The sequence below is a fragment of the Ruegeria sp. G7 genome (assembly GCF_056535465.1).
On record NZ_JBQFIL010000002.1, the window covers coordinates 512,427 to 532,728 of the forward strand.

The following is a 20,302-nucleotide window of genomic DNA, read 5'->3' on the forward strand; positions in this document are numbered from 1 at the left end:
ATGCATCAACGAGATCATGGCGCACGCTGAAGACGCATTCGTTCTCACGGTTTGCCGTCGCTATGTTCGAAAGCTCGGCTGCCCGTTGCACCCCCCGGAAGCCTGGATAGGGAACAAAGGCTGTTGTGTAAACCGGGTTACGAGAAATCCCTTACTTTGCTGAAACGATCGGTGATCGGAAACTGGCACACATGGAATTGGAACCGCACAAGCGGCGTGCAGTTAAAAACACAATGAGCAGAACGAAGCGTCCGCTTACATTGGTCTCAGGGATGAACCTCTGACGATGAGAGTTCCATCCAGTGCGATACGTTCTCGTTTGGTGTGTTTCACTTCGATTTGTCCGACCAGCAATTCGATGGCTTTGACAGCCATTTGGTCAATAGGTTGACTGACCGTCGTCAAATTATATGAGGGCCACGACGCCAGAGGCACGTCGTCAAAACCCACGATGGAAACGTCGTCAGGTATCGACAGGCCGAGCTCGAACCGCAGCACGTCCATACAGGCAAACGCCATATGGTCGTTAGCTGCGAACACTGCATCAGGTTTATCAGAACCCGCAAACAGCTGCCTGGTTGCTTCCTGCGCCTCATGGTAGTCGAAGTTGCCGACAGCTTTGGAATGCAACGACATACCCGCTCGATGCAGCGATGCCAAAAAACCTGCTTCCCTATCTCGCTGCGTCGAGGCGAACTCCCAACCCGCGAGGTGCGCAATCTTCTTGTGCCCGGTCTCGATCAGGTGGTTCCCAATTTTACGACCGCCCGAATAGTTGTCTGACGTTACGCAGTTCGAAAGCTCATCATTTGGCAATCTGTTGAAGAACACTGAAGGAATGCCAACCTTTTCGCATTGATTGGCAAGCTCGGAAACCGTGGCGGCGCTAGATACCAACAGACCGTCTACGCCCTGATCAAGACAGCGTGCGATAATTGCGTCCGCTGTGCCCACGGTCGGCATTTCGACCAAAAGAAGTGTATCGTAACCTTTCGCCTGGAGCGCCATCGAGAGGACCTTGGTGGCTTGAGCGTAGAACGGATTCTCAACATTGCTGATTACCAAGCCGATGCGCCCCCCTTCCGAGTTCCGTTTCTTCGCGCCAAGGTGATGATAGCCCAGTTCCATCGCAGCTTTTCGCACCCGCGCCACTGTATCGCGACTTGCGGAGGCACCGGGAGTAAACACCCGGCTCACGGCCGATCGGCTTACTCCGGCCAAATGCGCTACATCTGATGCCGTTACTTTGCTCATCTCACTACCGGTGCCAGTTTCTTAGCGCAGGAACATTGCATATTTCTTCTCAAGTGATCCAGAAATAATCGTAAGAACTCCGACGATCGCGGCATAGAGCGCCCCGGCCGTCAGGAACCCTTCGAGCACAACGTAATACGAAGCGTTCAATTCACGGCCAACGCCCAGAATGTCCGCTACGGAAAGAACGCTGGCAATGACGCTGGCGTGGGTCAAGAAGATAACTTCGTTGGACATGGGCGGTATCGAGCGCCGGAGCGCGTTAGGGAGCGTGATGTAGCGCACCACTTTGGCCTCTGACATGCGGTAGGCGCGCGCAGCTTCAATCTCTCCCTTAGGCACGGCGCGGATTGCACCAAGAAGAATTTCGCTCATGTAAGCCGCAGTGTTCAGTGCGAAGCCCAGGATTAGGCATGTCTCAGGGTTCTCCAGTACCAGCCAGGCAATCGATTCACGCACGGCCTCGAACTGGGCCAGCCCAAAGTAAAGCAGATAGACCTGCACCAGAAGCGGGGTGCCCCGCATTACGTAAGAGTAACCATGCGAGAATTGAGAAACGAACGGCACGCGATAGACCCGCACAAGGCACAGCGGGATCGAGATGATAAACCCGATGACCAAAGACAGTGCGACCAGCCAGAGTGTGGTTTGAACGCCCTCGACGAACTTGGGCAGGAACTCGACGATCAGGGAAAAGTTCATCACACGGCCTCCGTGCGATAACGGCGTTCCATATAGCGAAGGCCGAGATCAGAGATGATCGTGAACGTAAGGTAGACCAGCATCGCAACAATCAGGAATGCAAACGGCTCGCGCGTGGTGCGCCCTGCCTGAAGTGCAATATATGTGACGTCCTGTAACCCGATGATCGACACAAGTGCGGTCGTTTTCATCAATACAAGGTAATTGTTTGTGAAGCTTGGCAGAGCCAAAGGAACAATTTGAGGCCAAACGATGAAGCGCAACCACTGGCTGGGCCGCATGCCACACGCTTTGGCGGCCTCGATCTGACCTCTTGGGATCGACAGGTAGGCTGATCGGAATGTTTCGGTCATGTACGAACCGAAAATCAGGCCAATCGTGAAGGCCCCTGCCGCAAACTTCGGTATCTGGAATCGTTCGATCAAACCGGTTGCATTGACAAAGTTGTTGATCAGCAACTGGCCACCAAAGAAAATCAGGAGCATCAGAACAAGGTCGGGAACCGCGCGGACAACGCCCGTGTAGGCTGTGCCGAGCACGCGAAGCGAGGTTCTGTTGCTCAGCTTGGCACTTGCGCCAAGGACGCCGAACAAGACAGCAAGCAGTGTTGAAACTAGGCTCAGAACCACCGTGATGTAAGTGCCTTTTAGGACGAGCGGCAGGAATGAGAGGACTTCAGGGTTCACAGGCTTGTTCCTGATTAGGTGAAAAACGGCGGCTGCTTTCGCAGCCGCCAGTCAGGGAGGTTGTCTTGGTCTTATTCCAGCAGGCCGCCGCTGGCATCATAGTCGAAATAGCTGTAGTTGATGCGGCGGAACTCACCGTTAGCGAGGATCGCCTCAAGTGCGCCGTTCAGCTCGGCTTGCAACTCGGACGACCCCTTCGGAACTGCAATACCAGCACCGACACCGAAGATTTCCGGGTCGTTATGCACGCTCCCAACCTGTGTGAAGCCTTTGCCGCCCTCGGTGCCAAAGAAGTTCTGCGCTGGAAGATTGCCGACGAATGCAGCATCAAGACGGCCAGCAGTTAGATCAAGCCAGATTTCGTCCTGGCCGGGGTAGGGGCGAATGTCGGATTCCGGGTAGAATTTCTTTACGTAGTCGTGATCAACCGTACCGCGCTGCACTCCGATTTTCACGTCACCCAACGCGCCGTAGGTGTCGTCAAGCTCGGTCCCCTCAGCGACGACAAAACGCGAACCACCACGTTGGAATGGCATGGTGAAGTCCAGAACTTCCTGCCGCTTCGGCGTGATCGACATAGAGCTGAGGATCGCGTCGAAATTGCCCGAAAGCAAACCCGGGATGATGCCGTCCCAGTCGGATTCGACCCACACGCATTCTTTCTGCAGTTCCGCGCAGATCGCTTCGCCTATTTCAACGTTGAAACCCGTCAACGTGCCGTCTGCGTTTTTGAATTCCATCGGCGCAAACGTTGGATCGACGCCAAACCTCAGAGTGCCTTCGGCGCTTGCCGCAGAGCCGACTGCAATGGCGCCGACGACCATCAGGCCGGTTAGTAGTTTCTTCATGATATTCCTCCTTGCTGAATGGCTAGATAGTTCAGTCAATCTGTCCGCGTGCGTGTTTGAGAAAGGCTCCCCAAGGCTCGCCGGAGTGGTCGCCTTTGAACATTTCTGACGGCGGGCCCGATTTTGAAACCACCCCGTCTGACATGAAGACAACGTTGTCGCTGACATCGCGTGCAAACGACATTTCGTGCGTCACAACGATCATTGTGCGCCCTTCATCTGCCAGTTCACGCATGACCTTAAGCACCTCGCCGACAAGCTCTGGATCAAGCGCCGAGGTGGGTTCATCGAACAGCATCACTTTCGGCTGCATCGCCAAAGCGCGCGCTATCGCTGCACGTTGCTGCTGGCCCCCCGAAATATGGATTGGGTACATGTCCTTGCGCTCGTAGACGCCAACACGGTTCAGAAACTGATCCGCAATCTCACCGGCTTCTGCAGTCGACAAACCCAATACCTTCATGGGGGCCAGCATGACGTTTTCGCGGACCGTTAAATGGGACCACAGGTTGAATTGCTGAAACACCATTGCCAGACGTGACCGAAGTGCAGTCAGTTGCTTCTGGTCTATGGTCTTGCCGCTTTTTGCGTTGAACTTCGCTGCATCAATCTCGGTTCCGTCAACTTTGATGCGTCCCGCGTCCGGCGTTTCCAAAAGGTTCAGGCAGCGCAGCAACGTGCTTTTGCCCGATCCAGATGATCCGAGGATCGAGACCACATCGCCTGTTCTGGCATGAAGACTCACGCCTTTAAGAACATGAAGAGCGCCGAATGATTTTTCGACGCCATCAGCGGTGAGAATTTCTTCGTTTGCCATGTGCAGTAAGGCTCCACCCTGCAACGATTCGTCAGAACCGTAGCATCACTGTGCAAAATCACCAAATTATTATTACATATTGTGCATGCACATTTTGCAGCATAAGGTTTCATGGACTGACGTAGCCCGCTAATTGCGGGGCGATCGCGTTGATGTTTGAGGAGACTTGGATGACGAATTTCAGCGAAAGATGGCCGGACTTCACTGATTATATCATTGATATTACAAGGATAATCTGGGACGATCGCAAGGTGCTTGCTCTGCACGACTATTATGCAAAAGACATCGTGGTTCGCGCGCCAGGCGGGATAACCGTTGGGGTCGAACCGGTGATTCAGGCAACCTACGAGATGATCGGACGCGCGCCCGATAGAACAGCGGGAGCCGAAGATGTGATCTGGTCGTGCAGCGACGACGGTCACTACTATTCCTCTCACCGTGTGTGCGATGTCATGCATCACACTGAAGATGACATTTTTGGAAAAGCGACCGGTAAGAAGATCTGGTATTGGATTGTCGCTGACTGTGCCGCACGTGATGACGTGATAGATGACGAGTGGTTGTTTCGGGATACGGGCGGTGTCGTTCGACAGATGGGATGGGATCCAAAGGACTACGCCCGCAAAGAGATCAAAGCAGAGGGCGGGCCAGAAAAATGTGTAAAACCTTTCACCCCTGCGATTGACCAACCCGGACCCTATATGGGAACCGGTAACGACAACGAGTGGGGAGCGAAATACGCACGCATCCTGAACCGGATCATGGACGGTGATCTGAGTGTTGTTTTGGAAGAATACGATGAGCAGTGCCACTCGGCATACGCCGGCGGTGTGCAGGGGCACGGGCCCTGCGATGCCAACTCGTTTTGGGCGCGGCTGCGGTCGTCCTTTCCCAACGGCGAATTCAAGATCCATCACACAATCGGACGCCACGACGATCTTCTAAGCCCCCGCGCCGCCATTCGCTGGTCTATCGAAGGAAAGCATGAAGGTTGGGGAGCCTTCGGCGAACCAACGGGCGCTGATGTCTATGTGCTTGGTGTTTCGCACGTCGAATTTGGCCCGCGCGGTATTCGACGTGAGTATGCGCTTTATGACGAAGTCGCCGTTTGGAAACAGATACTTATGCAGACCGAGGGCGATTGATTTCAACTAGAACCGAACGAAGTGTCGCGAACAAGATGCAGCTACAGAACATCGCTGATCTGTGGTTTTGTCGACTGATGGCATTATGCGGATGAACAAACCGCGGTTTTTCTTTAGGAGAAAAGACTTTGGATTTTCAGGCCGAGAAGACCCATGTGCGGGCGTTCCACCGAGCGCTCTCGAAAGCAGGCGCAAACGAGACCCAGGAGGTACTAAGTCAGTTCATGTCTCCCGAAGTGATCTGGCGGGGCATGCATCCTTTCAATGAACTATCAGGACCTAAAGTAGTAGCCGAAGTTTTTGGGGACCTCTAAAAACATCGCTTTCCAGGTTAGAACGACGCCCGGGAATCTTTATCGCCGGTTTGAACGAGATCGACGGTTTTCAATCGGTTTGGGTGATCTCAATGGGTCATTTCATGGGGCTTTTTGACCAGCCGTGGCTTGGCATTCGCCCGAACCAACGCATCGTTATGTTGCCATATGCCGAATTCAACAAAGTGGAAAACGGCAAGATCACGGAAACTGCGATGTTTATCGATATCCTCTCAGTCAAGAATCAGGCCGGTCAGTACCCGCTCCCTCCAGCGACAGGGGCGCATCTGGTAAATCCGGGCCCGGCAACTCAGGATGGGTTGCTGTATGGCGTGCAACCAAAGGAACTGGGGCAACAAACCCTTGCGCGTATTAACTCTATGCTAGGAGAAATAAACTCGCGCCCGGAAGGCACCAGCTTTGAAGAAGAAGTAGAAGAACTCAGCAGGAACTGGAGTGAGGATATGGTTTGGTGGGGACCGACCGGAATTGGAGCAACCTATACGAGCCGCAGGTATATCCAGCAACACGGCGACCCCTTTACCGAAGCGTTCAGCAGCACGCGAAAGTTCAATGGTCACCTTTGTCGCTTGGCAGAGGGCAACTACGGTGGCTTTTTCGGATGGGCCAATCTGACGCTGCAGAATATGGGCGGATATCTAGGTATGACTGCCGGTCCAGCCCCAGCGGACATGCGCGTTGTCGATATGTACCGTGCCGAGAACGGCAAACTCGTCGAGAACTGGATTTTCATCGACCTATTACACTACCTGAACATGCAGGGCCTTGACGTTTTGAAGAGAACCGAGCGGTTGAATAACTACAGGCTCTAGAAATCGTATTTGTCTGAAGTTCCGAGAACCCCGTTTGCATCTTAATTTAACATAGGTTCTGTCGCAAACTTCACCTCTGACAGAGCTGTTGCAAACCTTTTGCAATTGACGCTCAAGAACGCAGAGGTGAATGGGTGCCGGTGTAGTTCAGCCGAAAGTCAGTTCAGATTTCTTTCAAAGGGTACGCAACTTCCGAAGGATGTGATCCCGTTCGCGGTCTTCTTCTGCGTTCGATTTGGTGTTTCATACCGTGACCCAGAGGAAATCATGGGTCAGTGCGGTGTTTCGGTAGACCACACTGCACTGAACCGCTGGATGAAAAGATACTCTTGCGCGATGGCTGAGGCCGCGCGTCGCCGCAAAAAAACCTACGATGGTCCTTGGAGAATGGACCATCTCTCCATCGGTGGAAACACGCGACCACCGCTAGGGTTCAAGGCTTTTGCTTCAGCGGCCGCTACAGCGGACGGATTTGAACTGACGCAAATGATCCGCGAAGGCCAACCCAAGCCCGGAATGCTTACGTTTCATCAACTTGCAGAACTGACGGCATAGGCCGCAGGTTCAGTGTGATCTCTTCGTTCGGTCAGAAACCTCGCAACAAGTCCCTCGATTAGGACTGTATCTAGGTGTTCACTTGTGAGTTAATGTAAGCAGCGATTTCTGACCAATTGCTCTGGACCGTTTCATGCACGCCGGTTCTAGAGAACTCAGGCTTTGGAGCTGCTTCTCCATACAGGCAAGAGTAGACAATGGCGCCGACCACGCAATAGCATGTAGATGTGCCATGCGGAGCCCAGTCTTCAAACCAGTCCGAAGAAACCAGGGTGGATGCTGCGGTGTTTTCCATCACGCCAATTAGAACGCGACAAGCTGGCATTAATCTGATTCTCTCGGCTATGGCTGGATAGTCGGCTTTCACATAATCCAATAACTTGTCGTACCATGCGTTGTACCCAAACTCGTCTGTCGTGTAGGCACGATAAGTCGCAAAGCCTTCTGCGGTCGATGTTCCATCTTTGTTGATTGGCCGACCTGCCATGCTATTGGCAGCGCCCCAACATTCGTAGATCCAAAAATTCTGTGGAGTTGCCGAATTAGCCTCCCAACGACTAATCAGACTTCCAAAATGTTCTGGGGCCAGAACGGGACTGCCCGCTGGTATACCGCCAATAGCAGGATCACGATCCATGCCATGTCGGATGGGCGTTGGGTTAAAGTTGTCAATAAACATAACAACATCGGTGAAGCCCGCTGCGTTTGTGCCAGCCCAAGTTTTGAAATTGGCACGTGGCGACGTCACTCCTGGCATTTTCTGATCGAAATTTGGCGGAGTGGCGCCCGGAATAGTATTAAATGTAAATGCATTCTTGAATGATTTGCCACGATCCTGTGCGACCATAAGGGTCACCCAACGACCGACACTACCGTATTTTTGATTGTGATACCAAAGACTATGGCCATAGGTGCCAACTACCCTGTTCTGCTCTACACCAGACAAGGGTGCTGCGATACCCAGAGTGGCAAGCGGCGTAATGCCAAGTGCGGCTAGAAAACTTCTACGATACATTTTTTCTCCACAAACTACTTCAACTACTACCCTGAGCTTCCGCTTCGGTTCATTATCAAAATGTATGTTATGTCATCTATCGAATGATTCAATGCCAACAGCACATGGTGGCTGCTTTGACTTCTGCCGAAAGCTGTAGATTGAAAGCCGATTTTGGCTTCACCAGGATTAGGTTTCATAACCAATAGATGACGGTTGGCGCGAGTGCGACCGCAGAAAGACAGAGGAATGTTTGGCCATCTGCTCGTCAGTCAGCCGAAATAGGTCGCTCATATGACCACTCCGTTTTCTCGAGCCGTGAATCATGCCGCGCTCTTAAGATCAATGCATCCTGAGCCAAAGACAAAAGCCTTTTATCTTTCAGCAAGTTTAACAACTATGTTGTTGATTTCGCTTGCAGTGCGTTGGCAAGAAGTATCGTCAAAAAGGATAGTACGATGATCTGCGTTGATGTCGTATTGATCAACTTCGCTTGCAAAAACATCCCAAGACAAATTAGGCGAAGGCCCAAGAATTGAACGTCGTTTTGTAGCGCGCAGAAGACAAATTGTTCCTGTGTAATAGCTGGGCTCGTATCTAGAAAGCGCACTGTAAAACTGGCGTATTGTGGCCCGTATTGACGCCGGATGGCTTGATAGCGCAACCGGGAATAAGCCGGGCTCATCCAACGTTTCTCCCTTTGTTGAAGCAACGCTCGCAAATACGCGACGGAAGGACCTAAATCGCCACGCCATAATCCGTGCGTGCCATTCAATTTTATCTGAAAAGCGTTTTCGACGCAGCCTGGATGGAACTGCGGAGTCTAACAGCACAGGCACGACGGTATTCTGGGACTCATCCTTTAGAATGTTAGCGGTTTCGTATGACAAAAACCCCCAAATGAGTATCCGACGATCAAAGTAGGTTGAGAAATTCCATGTCCGAGAATGACCTTTGCGCATTCCTGCGCGTATTCAGCAATTGATTGGTTGTCGCGCTCTCTTAACATTTCCGTAGTGGGTCGAAGGCCCAAAACTTCGCAACGATCGTCAATAAAGGGGAGGATTTTGTTGATCCAAAGCGGAACCCCGAAAAGATCTGGCATCGCTATCACAGTGACACCACCGGTTCCGCCACGCAGCACCTCAAGCGGCCCATCCTGAGGTTCCTCGGGCTCACTTGTATCAGGCGCTTTGACTTGCCTCGCAACAGTATTGGAAAGATCTTGAAGCGTTTCAATACTGTTGATTTCAGACATCGATATCTGAATGTCAAAATGGGCTTCAACTTCCATGACCAATACTGTGTGAGAATAGCTGTCCCACCCCGCAATTTGGTCTGGACCGAACGCAATGTTCAAAGAGCCTTTTTTCGTGCCAAACACTTCGGCGGCAATATCCAGGATGACTGCATCGTGCTCGCTATTGATATCACGGGTGATGGTCGATTGGTTCTGCAAAATTTCTTTCAGTGCAGGCAGATCAACTTTTCCTGATCCTCGACGCGGAAGCTCTTTCAAAAAAACAACTTTCTTGGGTACCTTCTGGCGTTCCAATTTCGTCCGGCAGAACTCCAAAATATCAGACTGTTCCAGAGGCTTCTGAGGGACAATTGCAGAAACCGGTACGGCCCCAAAGTCATCGTCCGAAACACCTACGGACTGCGCCTCAAGCACATCCGGGTGTTTTAAGAGCACCTCATCAATCTCTTCAGGGCGTATCAAAAATCCGCCGCTATTGATCGCTGTGCTCATTCGTCCGACAATACTGAAGTTCCCTTGCGGCGTTACGGTTGCAAGGTCTCCCGTACGGAACCAGTCGCCACGGAATGCCTTTTCCGTTTCTTCTGGTCGGCCAAAGTATCCGGCAAAGATGTAAGGCCCGCGCAAACATAGCTCCCCAACTTCACCTTGCGGCTGTTCTTTTCCAGTAGACGGATCGACTATTATTGCTTCGCAATCGATCGGTTTGCCGATCGTATATCGCTCACCCATTTCCGCGTGAGGTCCAGCAAAGTGACTGGCGGCGACTGTCTCGGTCATACCGTATTCATTGACGATCGGTTTTTTGAAGCGCTCCTCGAGTCTGTCCCAAAGATCTGGGGCCATTGGCGCGGAGGTCGTCAGGATCGTTTTAAATTCGCTACGATCAAAATAGTCTGATCGGGCCGCGTGTCGGTCGATCAAGGCATACACCGTTGGGGCACTAATCATATGCGTGGCACGACTATCACTTAACCAACACAAATCCTGTTCTAACCGGTTTAATGAAAATGCGCCGGGCCGAAGCAGTGTCGCTCCATTGAAGGCCGTCAATACAGGCCCCTGGACCAATCCATCGGTATGATAGGTTACAAGACCATTAAAGATTTTTGATCGGTGTTCCAATTCCCAGACGCGCGAGATTGCGGCCAACTGAGTTTGCAGGTTCGTATGCGTCAGCATCACGCCTTTGGGTTGCGATGTTGTGCCCGAAGTGAACAATAGGTAAGCCAAACCGCTTTCGGGTTGCCTTAAAGACGGCTCTCGTTTTTCGGCGTTGGGAAGGTTGTTGGTAAAAAAGGAAACCCACGAGTCGGATTTGGCCCAAGGCTGATTGCGGCGCTCAATATCTGCAACAATCAGACTCGGTTTGATTAATTCAGCGATTCCGACAAGCCTGTCCTCGCTGGAGTCCGGGGCAATGATCGAGGGGACCTTTCCGTCAAGTACCGCCGCGATCCACAACGTGGACGCGACCCAATCGTCGTTGGAGACGATGACCAAAGGTTGACCCCTCTCCAGTCCTACGCTGTCGAATCTTCCACAATGCTCGCAAATTGCACACGCAAGCTCGTCATAACTGTGTGCGTAATCCGGACCTTGCCAAAATATCTTTTTCGGGTCTGCCTTAATTTGTTGCCACAAATGGTGTGCAAATTCAGAGTGCAAAACAACTACTCCTGATCGTCGGACCCCAGTGTGCTGCGCGCAAGATCCAACTCCTTAACGGTCGCAGGGTTTCCAGCAACAAATGCCCCGTCCGGCACGTCTTTGCGGACAACGGATCCGCCTGAAATGATACATCCAGAACCAATTTCGACATCTGGGTAGATTATCGCTCCGACGCCAACAATACTGTCGGATCCAATCTTAATGTTGCCAGCAAGCGTGACGCCGGGCGCGAGACTCACACCGTCATTCAGAACGCAGTGATGTCCAACGCTTGCTGTTCTGTTCACAAGCACCCGTTCGCCCACAATGGTTGCGCCACCGATTACAGCTCCTGCATTTATGAAACTCATTGCTCCCACCCGGGTCGACCGTGCAAGTACCGCTGTAGGATCAATCATGGCATCAGCGGGTCTGAGGCCATGTTCTATTGCAATTTCCGCCAGTTTTTTACGGCGTCTTGGATGAAACGCACATGGCCAGAAAACTCCATCAGTATCCCCTAGATCGTCGAGATGAACCACCGACCTACGCGAAAGCACGCGAACAGGATCCCCTAGTGACACACACATATCGGCCGGCGTATTCAATCGCCGAAGCGTCTCTTCATAGTCAACGACCAGAGGGCTACGAGCCCCAAATAGTATTCTTTTCAAGAAAATTCTCCCGATAACGCCTTAAACTAGACCAACGAACATCCAAATTCGTAGTTCGTCAACATTAGCTTGCGTAGGCACTCTCGCTGCTTCGTATGTCGGGCGGTTGAAAGCCAAAATTTTGGTCACAGGCACAAAGATCCCTTGCTAGGTGGATGTAGTAGCTGGGTGAGTAGAAGCGGCATTTAACTCAAACGGAATAGGCCCTCAGAACAAGGTATGTTTAAGGGTTCACCACAGTCTTTTCCCGGCTGGAAAGTTAGCATGAACGGTTTGCCTACTCAGCGCCCTGTTTCGCGGTTCGCCGCCAAACGCGCGCTGACAGTTTCAGCCACATTTTTAAGCTCGGGGGTCGCCATTCCAATTTGATCTGCAATCAGGTTTACGAGCAAGTCCACGCGTTCAACTTGCCCTGCGCCTGCCTCAATTGCGCGCGCTGCAGAAGAGGGCTTCAATAGACTTTTTGCCGCATTCGCATACTTCTCGAACGGCACTTTGTCTCCTGAATCCGCTCCCAAATGACTGACAATACCGCTTACTGTTTCGTATATACTCTCGGACAGTGCGACGTCGCCGTGAACGGCATCCTTAATGGCACGAGCGCCTTCGGGAAGAACACACCTATAGTTTCCTGCAAAAAGCATACTCCATTTCGCGAATGGCACGAACAAGGAGTCGAAAACCCTTAGCTTGACAGGTACGTCGTTTCCTTCAACGCGAACTGCATCAATCGCTGTTTCCAGATTTCGAAGTATTTCATTGTGCTCGTCGCTCTCGAAAGGTGCGGCTTTGAAATTGGTTGGTAGACCCACGTGCAAGACATTTGCACCCTCTTCCACGACCCGATATGCCTGAGGGTCGGGGCTACATAAAGTTACATTCCCCGGCTTGAAGGCGCTCCAGCACTCGGGGCACGTGAAACACGACTTTAGCCCTCCGACATCCAGCCCCTCTATGCGCTGCAAATAAGGCGGTGGCGGCATATTCATTATAGACAAGCAGGGTTTGCCAGCATTTGCGATCCGCTGAAGCAAGTTTGCAATGGCTTCATGACAGTACTGCGGCTCTGACATTGCAAGGGCAATCAGATCGTATTCATTTGGGTCGACCTTCTCAGGAGGCATTGCGTTCAGCTCTCCGAGAAGGTCATTCGAACTGAACGACCTATGCTTTTCTTCACCGCGTAGTTTTATGCGAACGCGTGTCCCCTCTCGGTTTATTAACTCGGCAGTTTCTTGGCGACAAACAAGCGTCACATCCTGATTAGCCATCAATAGTTTGGTAGAAAGAAGTGATCCGTACGAAGCTCCCAAGATCAATATCTTATATTTCACTAGTATAATCCCTTACCAACCGAAAACTCTGTAATTTAGGTCAAAACGAATTGATTCTAGCAATAGAAAAGCGATTTAGCGAAGCTTTGGTTGTTCAAGACCGACTAAGATGGTTAGGCGGAATTAACTCAACAATATCAACGAACAAGACCATCGATTCATCAAACGACGGATCAAGCCCATGCTCGGCATCATGTTTTTTGCTCCGGCCGCCGTTGTTCAGGCAGGCTTAGAATTGGTCAACAAGATCCGCAAACGTCAATTCACGCCCGGACCCCTGACGGTTCAGCAGTTCGCCAAACTGGCAGGTAAAGCTGCGCACCAGTTTCACTGTTGCTCCCGTCAAAATGCTTGCCACAGAACCGCGTCGAACTGTTGAAGCGTGTCTAGGTCAAAACATTCCAATTTCTGCATTGAATAATATTTGTCTTATGCCACTATCGATTGTGCATCTGACCCTCCGACAACAACAAAATAACATCGCCAATGGAACACTCTTGGATCGAAAAGTTCAAAGGCCTCAAACAGTTGCCGGATTCTGTCCGCACTGATCTGATCGCGGGCAGCCAGATCGTATCCGTGCCCGCCGGGACGCAGGTCTTTGCGCCGGGCCAGACCGCGGACAATCTGTTGCTCCTTCTGAACGGCACCGTCCGCGTACAGCAGAAATCTGAAACCGGGCGCGAGGTGTTTCTCTACCGTGTTAATGCCGGTGAAAGCTGTGTGCTGACCACCGCCTGCATGCTGGCGTTTGAGGATTACTCTGCGGACGGTGTCGCTGAAACCGATGTGACTGCCGTGGCGATCCCACGCAAGACCTTTGACGATCTTGTCGCGAAGTCTTCGGTGTTTCGCGAGTTCGTGTTTACGGCCTATTCCCGTCGCATCACTGATCTGTTCACGCTGATCGATGATATCGTTTTTCAGCGTATGGATGTCCGGCTCGCTTCGCGTTTGCTGGAGTTGGCCGGGCCGGACCATGTGGTCCGTGCTACACATGCGGTTCTGGGCACGGAACTGGGAACTGCGCGCGAGGTGATCTCACGCATTCTGTCGGAATTTCAGCGGCGGGGCTGGGTGGAACAGGCGCGTGGCGAGGTACGTCTGACCGGCCGCGACGGCTTGCAGCGGATGGTGAAATCAGCCGGGGCCGAGCTTTAGCCGTCGCTGCAAGCACTTTGGTGACCATGTCACCAAAGCTGTAGCGAGGGGTATGCAAAAGTCGCTCCATCGATTCTGGATGGAGTGTGACATGACCACCAATATGGGAAAATTCGACCGCGCGGCGCGCATTCTGATTGCTGCCGCGCTTGTCTATGCGGCTTTGGGCGCCGGGCTGCTGGGGACCGGGGGTCTGTTCTGGCTGGGGCTCATCGTCGCTGGCGTTTTTGCCCTGACGGCCTTTGTGGGCAACTGCCCGATCTACAGCATTATCGGCCTAAAAACCTGTCGGAATTGCTGATGATCGAAACGGCTTTTACTCCGTGGGCGTCGCTAACCGGCGGCATTCTGATTGGTGTGGCATCGGTTCTACTGATGCTGCTGATGGGGCGCGTGATGGGCGCGACGGGCATTCTGGCCGGGCTACTGCAGCCTGCTTCGGGCGATGACTTTGCGTGGCGCGCGTCGCTGCTCGCGGGGATGACAACCGGGCCGCTGGCGGTTTGGCTGACCACGGGGCGGATGCCTGCGGTGCAGGTGCCCGAACCCACCGCTGCCCTGGTTCTGGGCGGGTTCATCGTTGGCATGGGCGTAACCTTTGGGGCGGGCTGTACATCGGGGCACGGTGTGTGCGGCATGGCACGGCTGAGCGTCCGCTCGATCGCGGCAACGGCGACGTTCATGCTGTTCACTTTCGTCACGGTGTTCCTCATTCGCCATGTGATCGGGGGGTAGGGTATGAAGCTGATCGCAACCTATCTGGCAGGTCTGATCTTTGGTGTCGGCATAGCGCTTTCGGGGATGGCGAACCCGGCCAAGGTTCTTAATTTCTTTGACGTTTTCGGCATTTGGGACCCCTCTCTGATCTTTGTCATGGGGGGTGCATTGGTGACCACATTCATCGGCTATAAGCTGGTCTTTGGCCGCGCCGCACCGGTGTTTGATCCGGTGTTCCACTTGCCGTCTGCCACCAAGATCGACTCGAAACTCATCGGCGGCTCAGCCCTTTTCGGCATCGGTTGGGGTATCGCCGGGTTTTGTCCAGGCGGCGCGCTACCGGCGCTTGGGACCGGCCGGTGGGAAGTCTTCGCTTTCGTCGGAGCCCTCATCGCGGGCATCGCCTTTGCCAAACTCCTGCAATCCGCGCTGTCACCCGATTTGCAGACCAACACCTGACGACCCTTCGGAGGAGATAAGATATGACCAACTACCCTGTGAACATGGCTTTAAAGCCTGAGGTTTTTGCGTTCTTTGACGACGCGACCAACACGATCAGCTATATCGTGAAAGACCCGAACTCCAACGCTTGCGCCATTGTCGACAGTGTTATGGATATCGACTACGCCGCCGGGCGCATCACCTTTGACCATGCGGACGAACTGATCCGTGTGGTCACCGAAAAGGGCCTGCAGTTGGAATGGATCATCGAGACCCATGTCCATGCCGATCACCTGTCGGCTGCGCCCTATATTCAAGACAAGCTGGGTGGCAAGATTGGCGTCGGGTCCAAGATCACGGTTGTGCAGGATACGTTCGGCAAGGTTTTTAACGAGGGCACCGCGTTTCAGCGCGACGGCTCGCAATTCGATGCGCTGTTTGAGGATGGCGATACTTACATGATCGGGACAATGCAGGCCTTTGCCATGTATACGCCCGGTCATACACCGGCCTGTATGGTGCATGTGATGGGCGACGCGGCCTTTGTCGGCGATACGCTGTTCATGCCCGATGGAGGCTCGGCGCGGGCTGATTTTCCGGGGGGTGATGCCGGGGTTCTGTACGACTCGATCCAGAAAGTGCTGGCTCTGCCGGATGAGACGCGCCTGTTCATGTGCCACGACTATGGCCCGAACGGACGTGACATCGCGTGGGAAACCAGCGTGGCCGAGGAAAAGGCCCACAACATCCATGTAGGCGGCGGCAAGACCAAAGAAGAGTTCGTCCGCTTCCGCACCGAACGCGACGCGACGCTGGCCATGCCGAACCTGATCATCCCGTCCCTGCAGGTCAACATGCGGGCCGGAGAGGTCCCAACCGATCCGGACGGCAACCCGATGCTCAAGGTTCCGGTCAATACGCTGTAAGCGGGAAAGGGAGGAGAAACGATGGAGTTTCGCACCATATCACCCAAGTTTACCGTCAGCCCTCAGATCTCGACTGAGGATGTGGCAGCTATTGCGGCGCAGGGTTTTCGCTCGATAATCTGCAACCGACCTGATGGTGAGGGCGCGGATCAGCCCTCGTTCAAAGAGATCGCGACCGCGGCCGAGGCTGTGGGCATTGAAGCCCACTATGTTCCGGTACAGTCGGGGATGGTGAAGGATCAGGACGTCGAGGCCTTTGGCGCGGCGTTGGAAGACGCGCAACGTCCGGTCTTTGCCTATTGCCGAACCGGGACGCGCTCGGCCACGCTATGGTCGTTTCACGAGGCTAAGAAACGCCCGATTTCCGAGATCCTCATGGCCACCAAGGCAGCGGGGTATGACATGAACGGTGTCGCACGTCGGATTGCAAACGGGGGTAAGACACCGACGGACTCAGGGGACGCACATTTCCAGGTTGTGATCGTTGGCGCAGGGGCGGGCGGTATCTCGGTCGCGGCCAGCCTGAAAGCGCGGCAACCCGATCTGGATATCGCGGTTATCGATCCGGCGGATATCCACTACTATCAGCCCGGCTGGACCATGGTAGGTGGTGGCATCTTCGATGCGCAGACCACGGCCAAGACCATGGGCAGCCTGATCCCCAAAGGGGTTCACTGGATCAAGGCTGCTGTTGCTGCCTTTGAACCGCACAACAATGCCATTGTGTTAGATGGGTGCCGGGTGGTGAAGTACGACCGGCTTGTGGTGTGCCCCGGACTGAAGCTGGATTGGGGTAAGGTCGAAGGTCTGGAAGAGACGCTGGGCCGCAACGGCGTGACCTCGAACTACCGCTATGACCTTGCGCCTTACACGTGGCAGTTGGTGCAGCAGATGCAAAAAGGCCGGGCGATTTTTACCCAGCCACCGATGCCAATCAAATGCGCGGGCGCGCCGCAAAAGGCGATGTATCTGTCTGGTGACGCCTGGTTCCGCCGGGGCGTGCTTGGGGATATCGATATCCAGTTCATGAACGCGGGCGGGGTGCTGTTTGGGGTCAAGGATTATGTCCCGGCGTTGGAGCGGTACGTCGAGAAATACGATGCCTCTCTCAACTTCTTCCACAATCTGATTGCAATCGACGGACCTGCTAAAAAGGCAGTGTTCGAAGTGGCCAAACCGGACAGCGACCCAAGCACGGTCGAGGTAGATTTTGACATGATCCATGTCTGCCCGCCCCAGACCGCGCCCGATTTCGTGCGCGTTTCACCGTTGGCGGATGCTGCGGGTTGGGTTGACGTTGATCAGTCAACGCTGCGCCACACGAGTTACGACAATATCTGGTCACTGGGCGATGTGATGAACGCTCCGAACGCCAAGACGGCGGCGGCGGCCCGCAAGCAGGCCCCAACCGTGGCCGACAACATCGTCGCCGATATCGCGGGGCGGTCGGCAGTGGCGCAATATGACGGCTATGGCTCGTGCCCTTTGACAGTGGAGCGCGGCAAGATCGTCCTAGCCGAGTTCGGCTATGGCGGTGCGCTCAAACCCAGCTTTCCTAGGTTTCTGATCGATGGTACCAAACCCAGCCGCATGGCCTGGTTCCTGAAGGAAAGCCTGCTGCCGCCGATCTACTGGAAGGCCATGTTGCGCGGCAAAGAATGGATGGCCCGCCCCGAAAAACTGAATGTGGCCCCCGAATAGGCCCGCGCAACGGAAGGCACGAATGATCGACCACCTCCGCCGCTATGTCCCCGTTCTGGACTGGGGGCGCAGCTATACGCGCGGCGCGCTGTCCAACGACCTGATTGCGGCGTTGATCGTGACGATCATGCTGATCCCGCAATCGCTGGCCTATGCTCTGCTCGCGGGGCTGCCGCCCGAGGCTGGCATCTATGCCTCAATCGCGCCCATTGTTTTGTACGCGATCTTCGGAACCAGTCGGGCGCTGGCTGTTGGGCCCGTGGCGGTGGTGTCCCTGTTGACCGCCACCGCCATCGGCCAGGTGGCCGAGCAGGGGACAGCGGGTTATGCCGTCGCAGCCTTGGCTCTGGCTTTTCTTTCCGGGTCGTTTCTGGTGCTGATGGGCGTATTGAGGCTGGGATTTCTGGCCAATTTCCTCAGTCATCCCGTGATTGCCGGGTTCATCACGGCCTCAGGCGTTTTGATCGCGACCAGCCAGGTGAAGCACATTCTGGGCATCAACGCGCATGGGCATACGCTGCCGGAAATGGTCGGATCGATACTGATGCATCTGCCCCAGATCAACTGGATCACACTGGTGATCGGTATTCTGGCAACCGGGTTTCTGTTCTGGGTCCGCAAGAACTTCAAACCGTTCCTTGGGCGGTTGGGGGTTACACCGGTGCTGGCCGATATCCTGACCAAAGCCGGTCCCGTGTTTGCCGTGGTCGCAACCACACTTGCCGTTTGGAGGTTCGATCTGAACGCACAGGGCGTACAGATCGTGGGCGCGGTGCCGCAGGGCCTGCCACCCATGACTTTGCCCGTGTTTTCTATGGATCTGTTCGGAGCGTTGCTGGTTCCGGCGATCCTGATCTCGATTATCGGCTTTGTCGAAAGTGTCTCGGTCGCGCAGACGCTGGCCGCGAAGAAACGCCAACGGATCGACCCGGATCAAGAGTTGATCGGGCTGGGGGCCGCCAATATTGGGGCCGCGTTCACGGGGGGATACCCCGTGACAGGTGGGTTTGCGCGTTCTGTCGTCAATTTTGATGCCGGGGCCGAAACCCCGGCTGCCGGGGCTTTTACCGCCATCGGTCTGGCCATTGCCGCAGTCGCGCTGACCCCGCTGGTCTACTACCTGCCTAAGGCCACACTGGCCGCGACGATCATCGTCGCCGTGCTCAGCCTCGTGGACCTGTCGATCCTGCGAAAAACATGGGGTTATTCGCGCGCGGATTTCACCGCCGTCGCCGCCACCATTGTGCTGACGCTGGCTCTGGGGGTCGAGGTCGGGGTGGCCTCTGGCGTGGCGATTTCGGTGCTATTGCACCTCTATAAAACATCGCGCCCGCATGTAGCTGAGGTGGGACTTGTCCCCGGCACGCAGCATTTCCGCAACATCCGGCGTCATGCGGTTGAAACCGACCCGTCCGTGGTGACGCTACGCGTGGATGAGAGTCTGTATTTCGTGAACGCTCGCTTCTTGGAAGACCTTATCCAGCGCCGAGTAACCGAAGGCTGTAAGGTGGATCATGTGATCCTGATGTTTTCGGCGGTGAACGAGGTGGATTATTCCGCGCTGGAAAGCCTTGAGGCGATCAATCGTCGTCTATCCGATATGGGTGTCGGTCTTCACCTTTCCGAGGTCAAAGGCCCGGTGATGGACCGTCTGAACCGCGCGCATTTCCCGGAGCACCTGAATGGTCAAGTGTTCCTGTCGCAATACGACGCTTGGTTCAGCCTGCGCTCTCAGGGCGGAGCGGTTCTGGCGGCAGAGGCAGGGTTAACGCAAACGCTACACTCCGCTACCGCAAGGTCCGAGTTTTGAACTCGAATTCGACCTGATCACCGGGGCCAAATATCTGATAAGGGGCTTCATCGCTAGGGTAGTCGCCGGAAGACCTTCTGTCGTGTTTCTATCAACCGAGGAGCAAGGCTTTATGAAAGCGCTGATCGATAGTCGTTTCTGGGTCCAGGACCTATTTAACTGCGTTTAGCTGCCTGTTCATCGCGTTCAAAACCAGCGGTGAAAAAGGCGGACGTGAACTTCTGATCAGTCGCACCAAGACGGCATGAACACGAAATTGCATGTGGTTTGTGACAGTCAGGTTGACCCTTTGAAGCTATTTGTCACCGCACGCTAGGTCCGCGATTACATTGGTGCGAGGTTTTGGTCAGCAGTCTGTCAAAAATGCCCAATGGTCGCTAGGTGACTGCCGCGATGATGCTGATTGGTTCAAAGGGGCTTTGAAAGGCCAAAGGATACGCGCGTGCACTGTAAGCGGCAAACAGCGCAGGCCAATTGTC

General features: G+C 54.1%; 21 protein-coding genes. 11 read left to right on the forward strand and 10 right to left on the reverse strand.

From position 1 onward, the window contains the following. Positions 1-255 precede the first annotated feature (255 nt). The 5 genes from ACR3EN_RS19155 to ACR3EN_RS19175 form a co-directional block, all read right to left on the reverse strand. Positions 256-1,254 carry a LacI family DNA-binding transcriptional regulator gene (locus ACR3EN_RS19155; protein ID WP_480820157.1) on the reverse strand — a complete coding sequence of 333 codons (999 nt, stop codon included), beginning with the start codon at positions 1,252-1,254 and terminating at the stop codon, positions 256-258. A 21-nt stretch (positions 1,255-1,275) separates the two neighbouring features. Continuing rightward, positions 1,276-1,956, reverse strand: coding sequence for an ABC transporter permease (locus ACR3EN_RS19160; protein WP_480870480.1), 681 nt, complete (start codon positions 1,954-1,956; stop codon positions 1,276-1,278). After that, a complete protein-coding gene (locus tag ACR3EN_RS19165; RefSeq protein WP_480820153.1) occupies positions 1,956-2,642 on the reverse strand; it encodes an ABC transporter permease subunit in 687 nt (228 codons plus the stop codon). The genes ACR3EN_RS19160 and ACR3EN_RS19165 overlap by 1 nt, the downstream gene beginning before the upstream one ends. 71 nt (positions 2,643-2,713) lie before the next feature. Then, positions 2,714-3,490 (reverse strand): transporter substrate-binding domain-containing protein, encoded by a 777-nt coding sequence (locus ACR3EN_RS19170; protein ID WP_480820151.1) that lies wholly within the window; start codon positions 3,488-3,490, stop codon positions 2,714-2,716. A gap of 31 nt (positions 3,491-3,521) precedes the next feature. Further along, complete coding sequence (locus ACR3EN_RS19175; protein WP_480820149.1) at positions 3,522-4,307, reverse strand: ATP-binding cassette domain-containing protein; 786 nt, start codon at positions 4,305-4,307, stop codon at positions 3,522-3,524. A 170-nt stretch (positions 4,308-4,477) separates the two neighbouring features. On the opposite strand from ACR3EN_RS19175, the gene ACR3EN_RS19180 reads away from it, so the two are divergent. The 3 genes from ACR3EN_RS19180 to ACR3EN_RS19190 all read left to right on the forward strand — a co-directional run bounded on the left by ACR3EN_RS19180 (position 4,478) and on the right by ACR3EN_RS19190 (position 7,154). After that, the gene (locus ACR3EN_RS19180; RefSeq protein WP_480870483.1) at positions 4,478-5,452 is read left to right on the forward strand and encodes an ester cyclase; all 975 of its coding nucleotides are present in this window, start codon (positions 4,478-4,480) and stop codon (positions 5,450-5,452) included. Between the two features lie 364 nt (positions 5,453-5,816). Beyond that, on the forward strand, positions 5,817-6,599 hold the full coding sequence (locus ACR3EN_RS19185) for a nuclear transport factor 2 family protein (RefSeq protein WP_480918476.1): 783 nt from the start codon (positions 5,817-5,819) through the stop codon (positions 6,597-6,599). A gap of 126 nt (positions 6,600-6,725) precedes the next feature. Next, the gene (locus tag ACR3EN_RS19190; protein ID WP_480821328.1) at positions 6,726-7,154 is read left to right on the forward strand and encodes a hypothetical protein; all 429 of its coding nucleotides are present in this window, start codon (positions 6,726-6,728) and stop codon (positions 7,152-7,154) included. Between the two features lie 70 nt (positions 7,155-7,224). Here the strand turns inward: ACR3EN_RS19190 and ACR3EN_RS19195 are convergent, their stop codons facing one another. From ACR3EN_RS19195 to ACR3EN_RS19215, 5 genes are all read right to left on the reverse strand, one after another. After that, a complete protein-coding gene (locus tag ACR3EN_RS19195) occupies positions 7,225-8,169 on the reverse strand; it encodes a hypothetical protein (protein ID WP_480820143.1) in 945 nt (314 codons plus the stop codon). A 376-nt stretch (positions 8,170-8,545) separates the two neighbouring features. Then, on the reverse strand, positions 8,546-8,833 hold the full coding sequence (locus ACR3EN_RS19200; RefSeq protein WP_480918477.1) for a hypothetical protein: 288 nt from the start codon (positions 8,831-8,833) through the stop codon (positions 8,546-8,548). A 177-nt stretch (positions 8,834-9,010) separates the two neighbouring features. Beyond that, a complete protein-coding gene (locus tag ACR3EN_RS19205; RefSeq protein WP_480918478.1) occupies positions 9,011-11,077 on the reverse strand; it encodes an AMP-binding protein in 2,067 nt (688 codons plus the stop codon). Between the two features lie 5 nt (positions 11,078-11,082). Then, a complete protein-coding gene (locus ACR3EN_RS19210; protein ID WP_480843372.1) occupies positions 11,083-11,478 on the reverse strand; it encodes an LbetaH domain-containing protein in 396 nt (131 codons plus the stop codon). 536 nt (positions 11,479-12,014) lie between these two features. Next, entirely contained in the window at positions 12,015-13,004 is a 990-nt protein-coding gene (locus ACR3EN_RS19215) for a hypothetical protein (RefSeq protein WP_480843370.1), read from the reverse strand. 244 nt (positions 13,005-13,248) lie between these two features. On the opposite strand from ACR3EN_RS19215, the gene ACR3EN_RS19220 reads away from it, so the two are divergent. The 8 genes from ACR3EN_RS19220 (at position 13,249) to ACR3EN_RS19255 (ending at position 19,823) form a co-directional block, all read left to right on the forward strand. Next, entirely contained in the window at positions 13,249-13,446 is a 198-nt protein-coding gene (locus tag ACR3EN_RS19220; RefSeq protein ID WP_480820137.1) for a hypothetical protein, read from the forward strand. A gap of 107 nt (positions 13,447-13,553) precedes the next feature. Then, positions 13,554-14,228, forward strand: a complete 675-nt coding sequence (locus ACR3EN_RS19225; RefSeq protein ID WP_480820135.1) for a Crp/Fnr family transcriptional regulator — start codon at positions 13,554-13,556, stop codon at positions 14,226-14,228. 91 nt (positions 14,229-14,319) lie between these two features. Beyond that, a complete protein-coding gene (locus ACR3EN_RS19230; protein WP_480534505.1) occupies positions 14,320-14,529 on the forward strand; it encodes a YgaP family membrane protein in 210 nt (69 codons plus the stop codon). Next, positions 14,529-14,963: a YeeE/YedE family protein gene (locus tag ACR3EN_RS19235; RefSeq protein ID WP_480820132.1), complete on the forward strand. Its 435-nt coding sequence runs from the start codon at positions 14,529-14,531 to the stop codon at positions 14,961-14,963. Before ACR3EN_RS19230 ends, ACR3EN_RS19235 begins: the two co-directional genes overlap by 1 nt. Before the next feature lie 3 nt (positions 14,964-14,966). Next, the gene (locus ACR3EN_RS19240; protein WP_480820130.1) at positions 14,967-15,404 is read left to right on the forward strand and encodes a DUF6691 family protein; all 438 of its coding nucleotides are present in this window, start codon (positions 14,967-14,969) and stop codon (positions 15,402-15,404) included. Positions 15,405-15,427: 23 nt separating this feature from the next. Next, complete coding sequence (locus tag ACR3EN_RS19245; protein WP_480858286.1) at positions 15,428-16,312, forward strand: MBL fold metallo-hydrolase; 885 nt, start codon at positions 15,428-15,430, stop codon at positions 16,310-16,312. Between the two features lie 21 nt (positions 16,313-16,333). Then, positions 16,334-18,013, forward strand: coding sequence for a bifunctional protein tyrosine phosphatase family protein/NAD(P)/FAD-dependent oxidoreductase (locus ACR3EN_RS19250; RefSeq protein WP_480820126.1), 1,680 nt, complete (start codon positions 16,334-16,336; stop codon positions 18,011-18,013). Between the two features lie 22 nt (positions 18,014-18,035). Next, on the forward strand, positions 18,036-19,823 hold the full coding sequence (locus ACR3EN_RS19255) for a SulP family inorganic anion transporter (protein ID WP_480820124.1): 1,788 nt from the start codon (positions 18,036-18,038) through the stop codon (positions 19,821-19,823). Positions 19,824-20,302 lie beyond the last annotated feature (479 nt).

What these genes read in the sequence shown, in the direction of transcription:
- ACR3EN_RS19155 (WP_480820157.1), bottom strand. Translation starts at nt 1,254, where the DNA reads ATGAGCAAAGTAACGGCATCAGATGTAGCGCATTTGGCCGGAGTAAGC.
- ACR3EN_RS19160 (WP_480870480.1), bottom strand. Translation starts at nt 1,956, where the DNA reads ATGAACTTTTCCCTGATCGTCGAGTTCCTGCCCAAGTTCGTCGAGGGC.
- ACR3EN_RS19170 (WP_480820151.1), bottom strand. Translation starts at nt 3,490, where the DNA reads ATGAAGAAACTACTAACCGGCCTGATGGTCGTCGGCGCCATTGCAGTC.
- ACR3EN_RS19175 (WP_480820149.1), bottom strand. Translation starts at nt 4,307, where the DNA reads ATGGCAAACGAAGAAATTCTCACCGCTGATGGCGTCGAAAAATCATTC.
- ACR3EN_RS19180 (WP_480870483.1), top strand. Translation starts at nt 4,478, where the DNA reads ATGACGAATTTCAGCGAAAGATGGCCGGACTTCACTGATTATATCATT.
- ACR3EN_RS19195 (WP_480820143.1), bottom strand. Translation starts at nt 8,169, where the DNA reads ATGTATCGTAGAAGTTTTCTAGCCGCACTTGGCATTACGCCGCTTGCC.
- ACR3EN_RS19200 (WP_480918477.1), bottom strand. Translation starts at nt 8,833, where the DNA reads ATGAGCCCGGCTTATTCCCGGTTGCGCTATCAAGCCATCCGGCGTCAA.
- ACR3EN_RS19210 (WP_480843372.1), bottom strand. Translation starts at nt 11,478, where the DNA reads ATGATTGATCCTACAGCGGTACTTGCACGGTCGACCCGGGTGGGAGCA.
- ACR3EN_RS19215 (WP_480843370.1), bottom strand. Translation starts at nt 13,004, where the DNA reads ATGGCTAATCAGGATGTGACGCTTGTTTGTCGCCAAGAAACTGCCGAG.
- ACR3EN_RS19220 (WP_480820137.1), top strand. Translation starts at nt 13,249, where the DNA reads ATGCTCGGCATCATGTTTTTTGCTCCGGCCGCCGTTGTTCAGGCAGGC.
- ACR3EN_RS19225 (WP_480820135.1), top strand. Translation starts at nt 13,554, where the DNA reads ATGGAACACTCTTGGATCGAAAAGTTCAAAGGCCTCAAACAGTTGCCG.
- ACR3EN_RS19230 (WP_480534505.1), top strand. Translation starts at nt 14,320, where the DNA reads ATGACCACCAATATGGGAAAATTCGACCGCGCGGCGCGCATTCTGATT.
- ACR3EN_RS19235 (WP_480820132.1), top strand. Translation starts at nt 14,529, where the DNA reads ATGATCGAAACGGCTTTTACTCCGTGGGCGTCGCTAACCGGCGGCATT.
- ACR3EN_RS19240 (WP_480820130.1), top strand. Translation starts at nt 14,967, where the DNA reads ATGAAGCTGATCGCAACCTATCTGGCAGGTCTGATCTTTGGTGTCGGC.
- ACR3EN_RS19245 (WP_480858286.1), top strand. Translation starts at nt 15,428, where the DNA reads ATGACCAACTACCCTGTGAACATGGCTTTAAAGCCTGAGGTTTTTGCG.
- ACR3EN_RS19250 (WP_480820126.1), top strand. Translation starts at nt 16,334, where the DNA reads ATGGAGTTTCGCACCATATCACCCAAGTTTACCGTCAGCCCTCAGATC.
- ACR3EN_RS19255 (WP_480820124.1), top strand. Translation starts at nt 18,036, where the DNA reads ATGATCGACCACCTCCGCCGCTATGTCCCCGTTCTGGACTGGGGGCGC.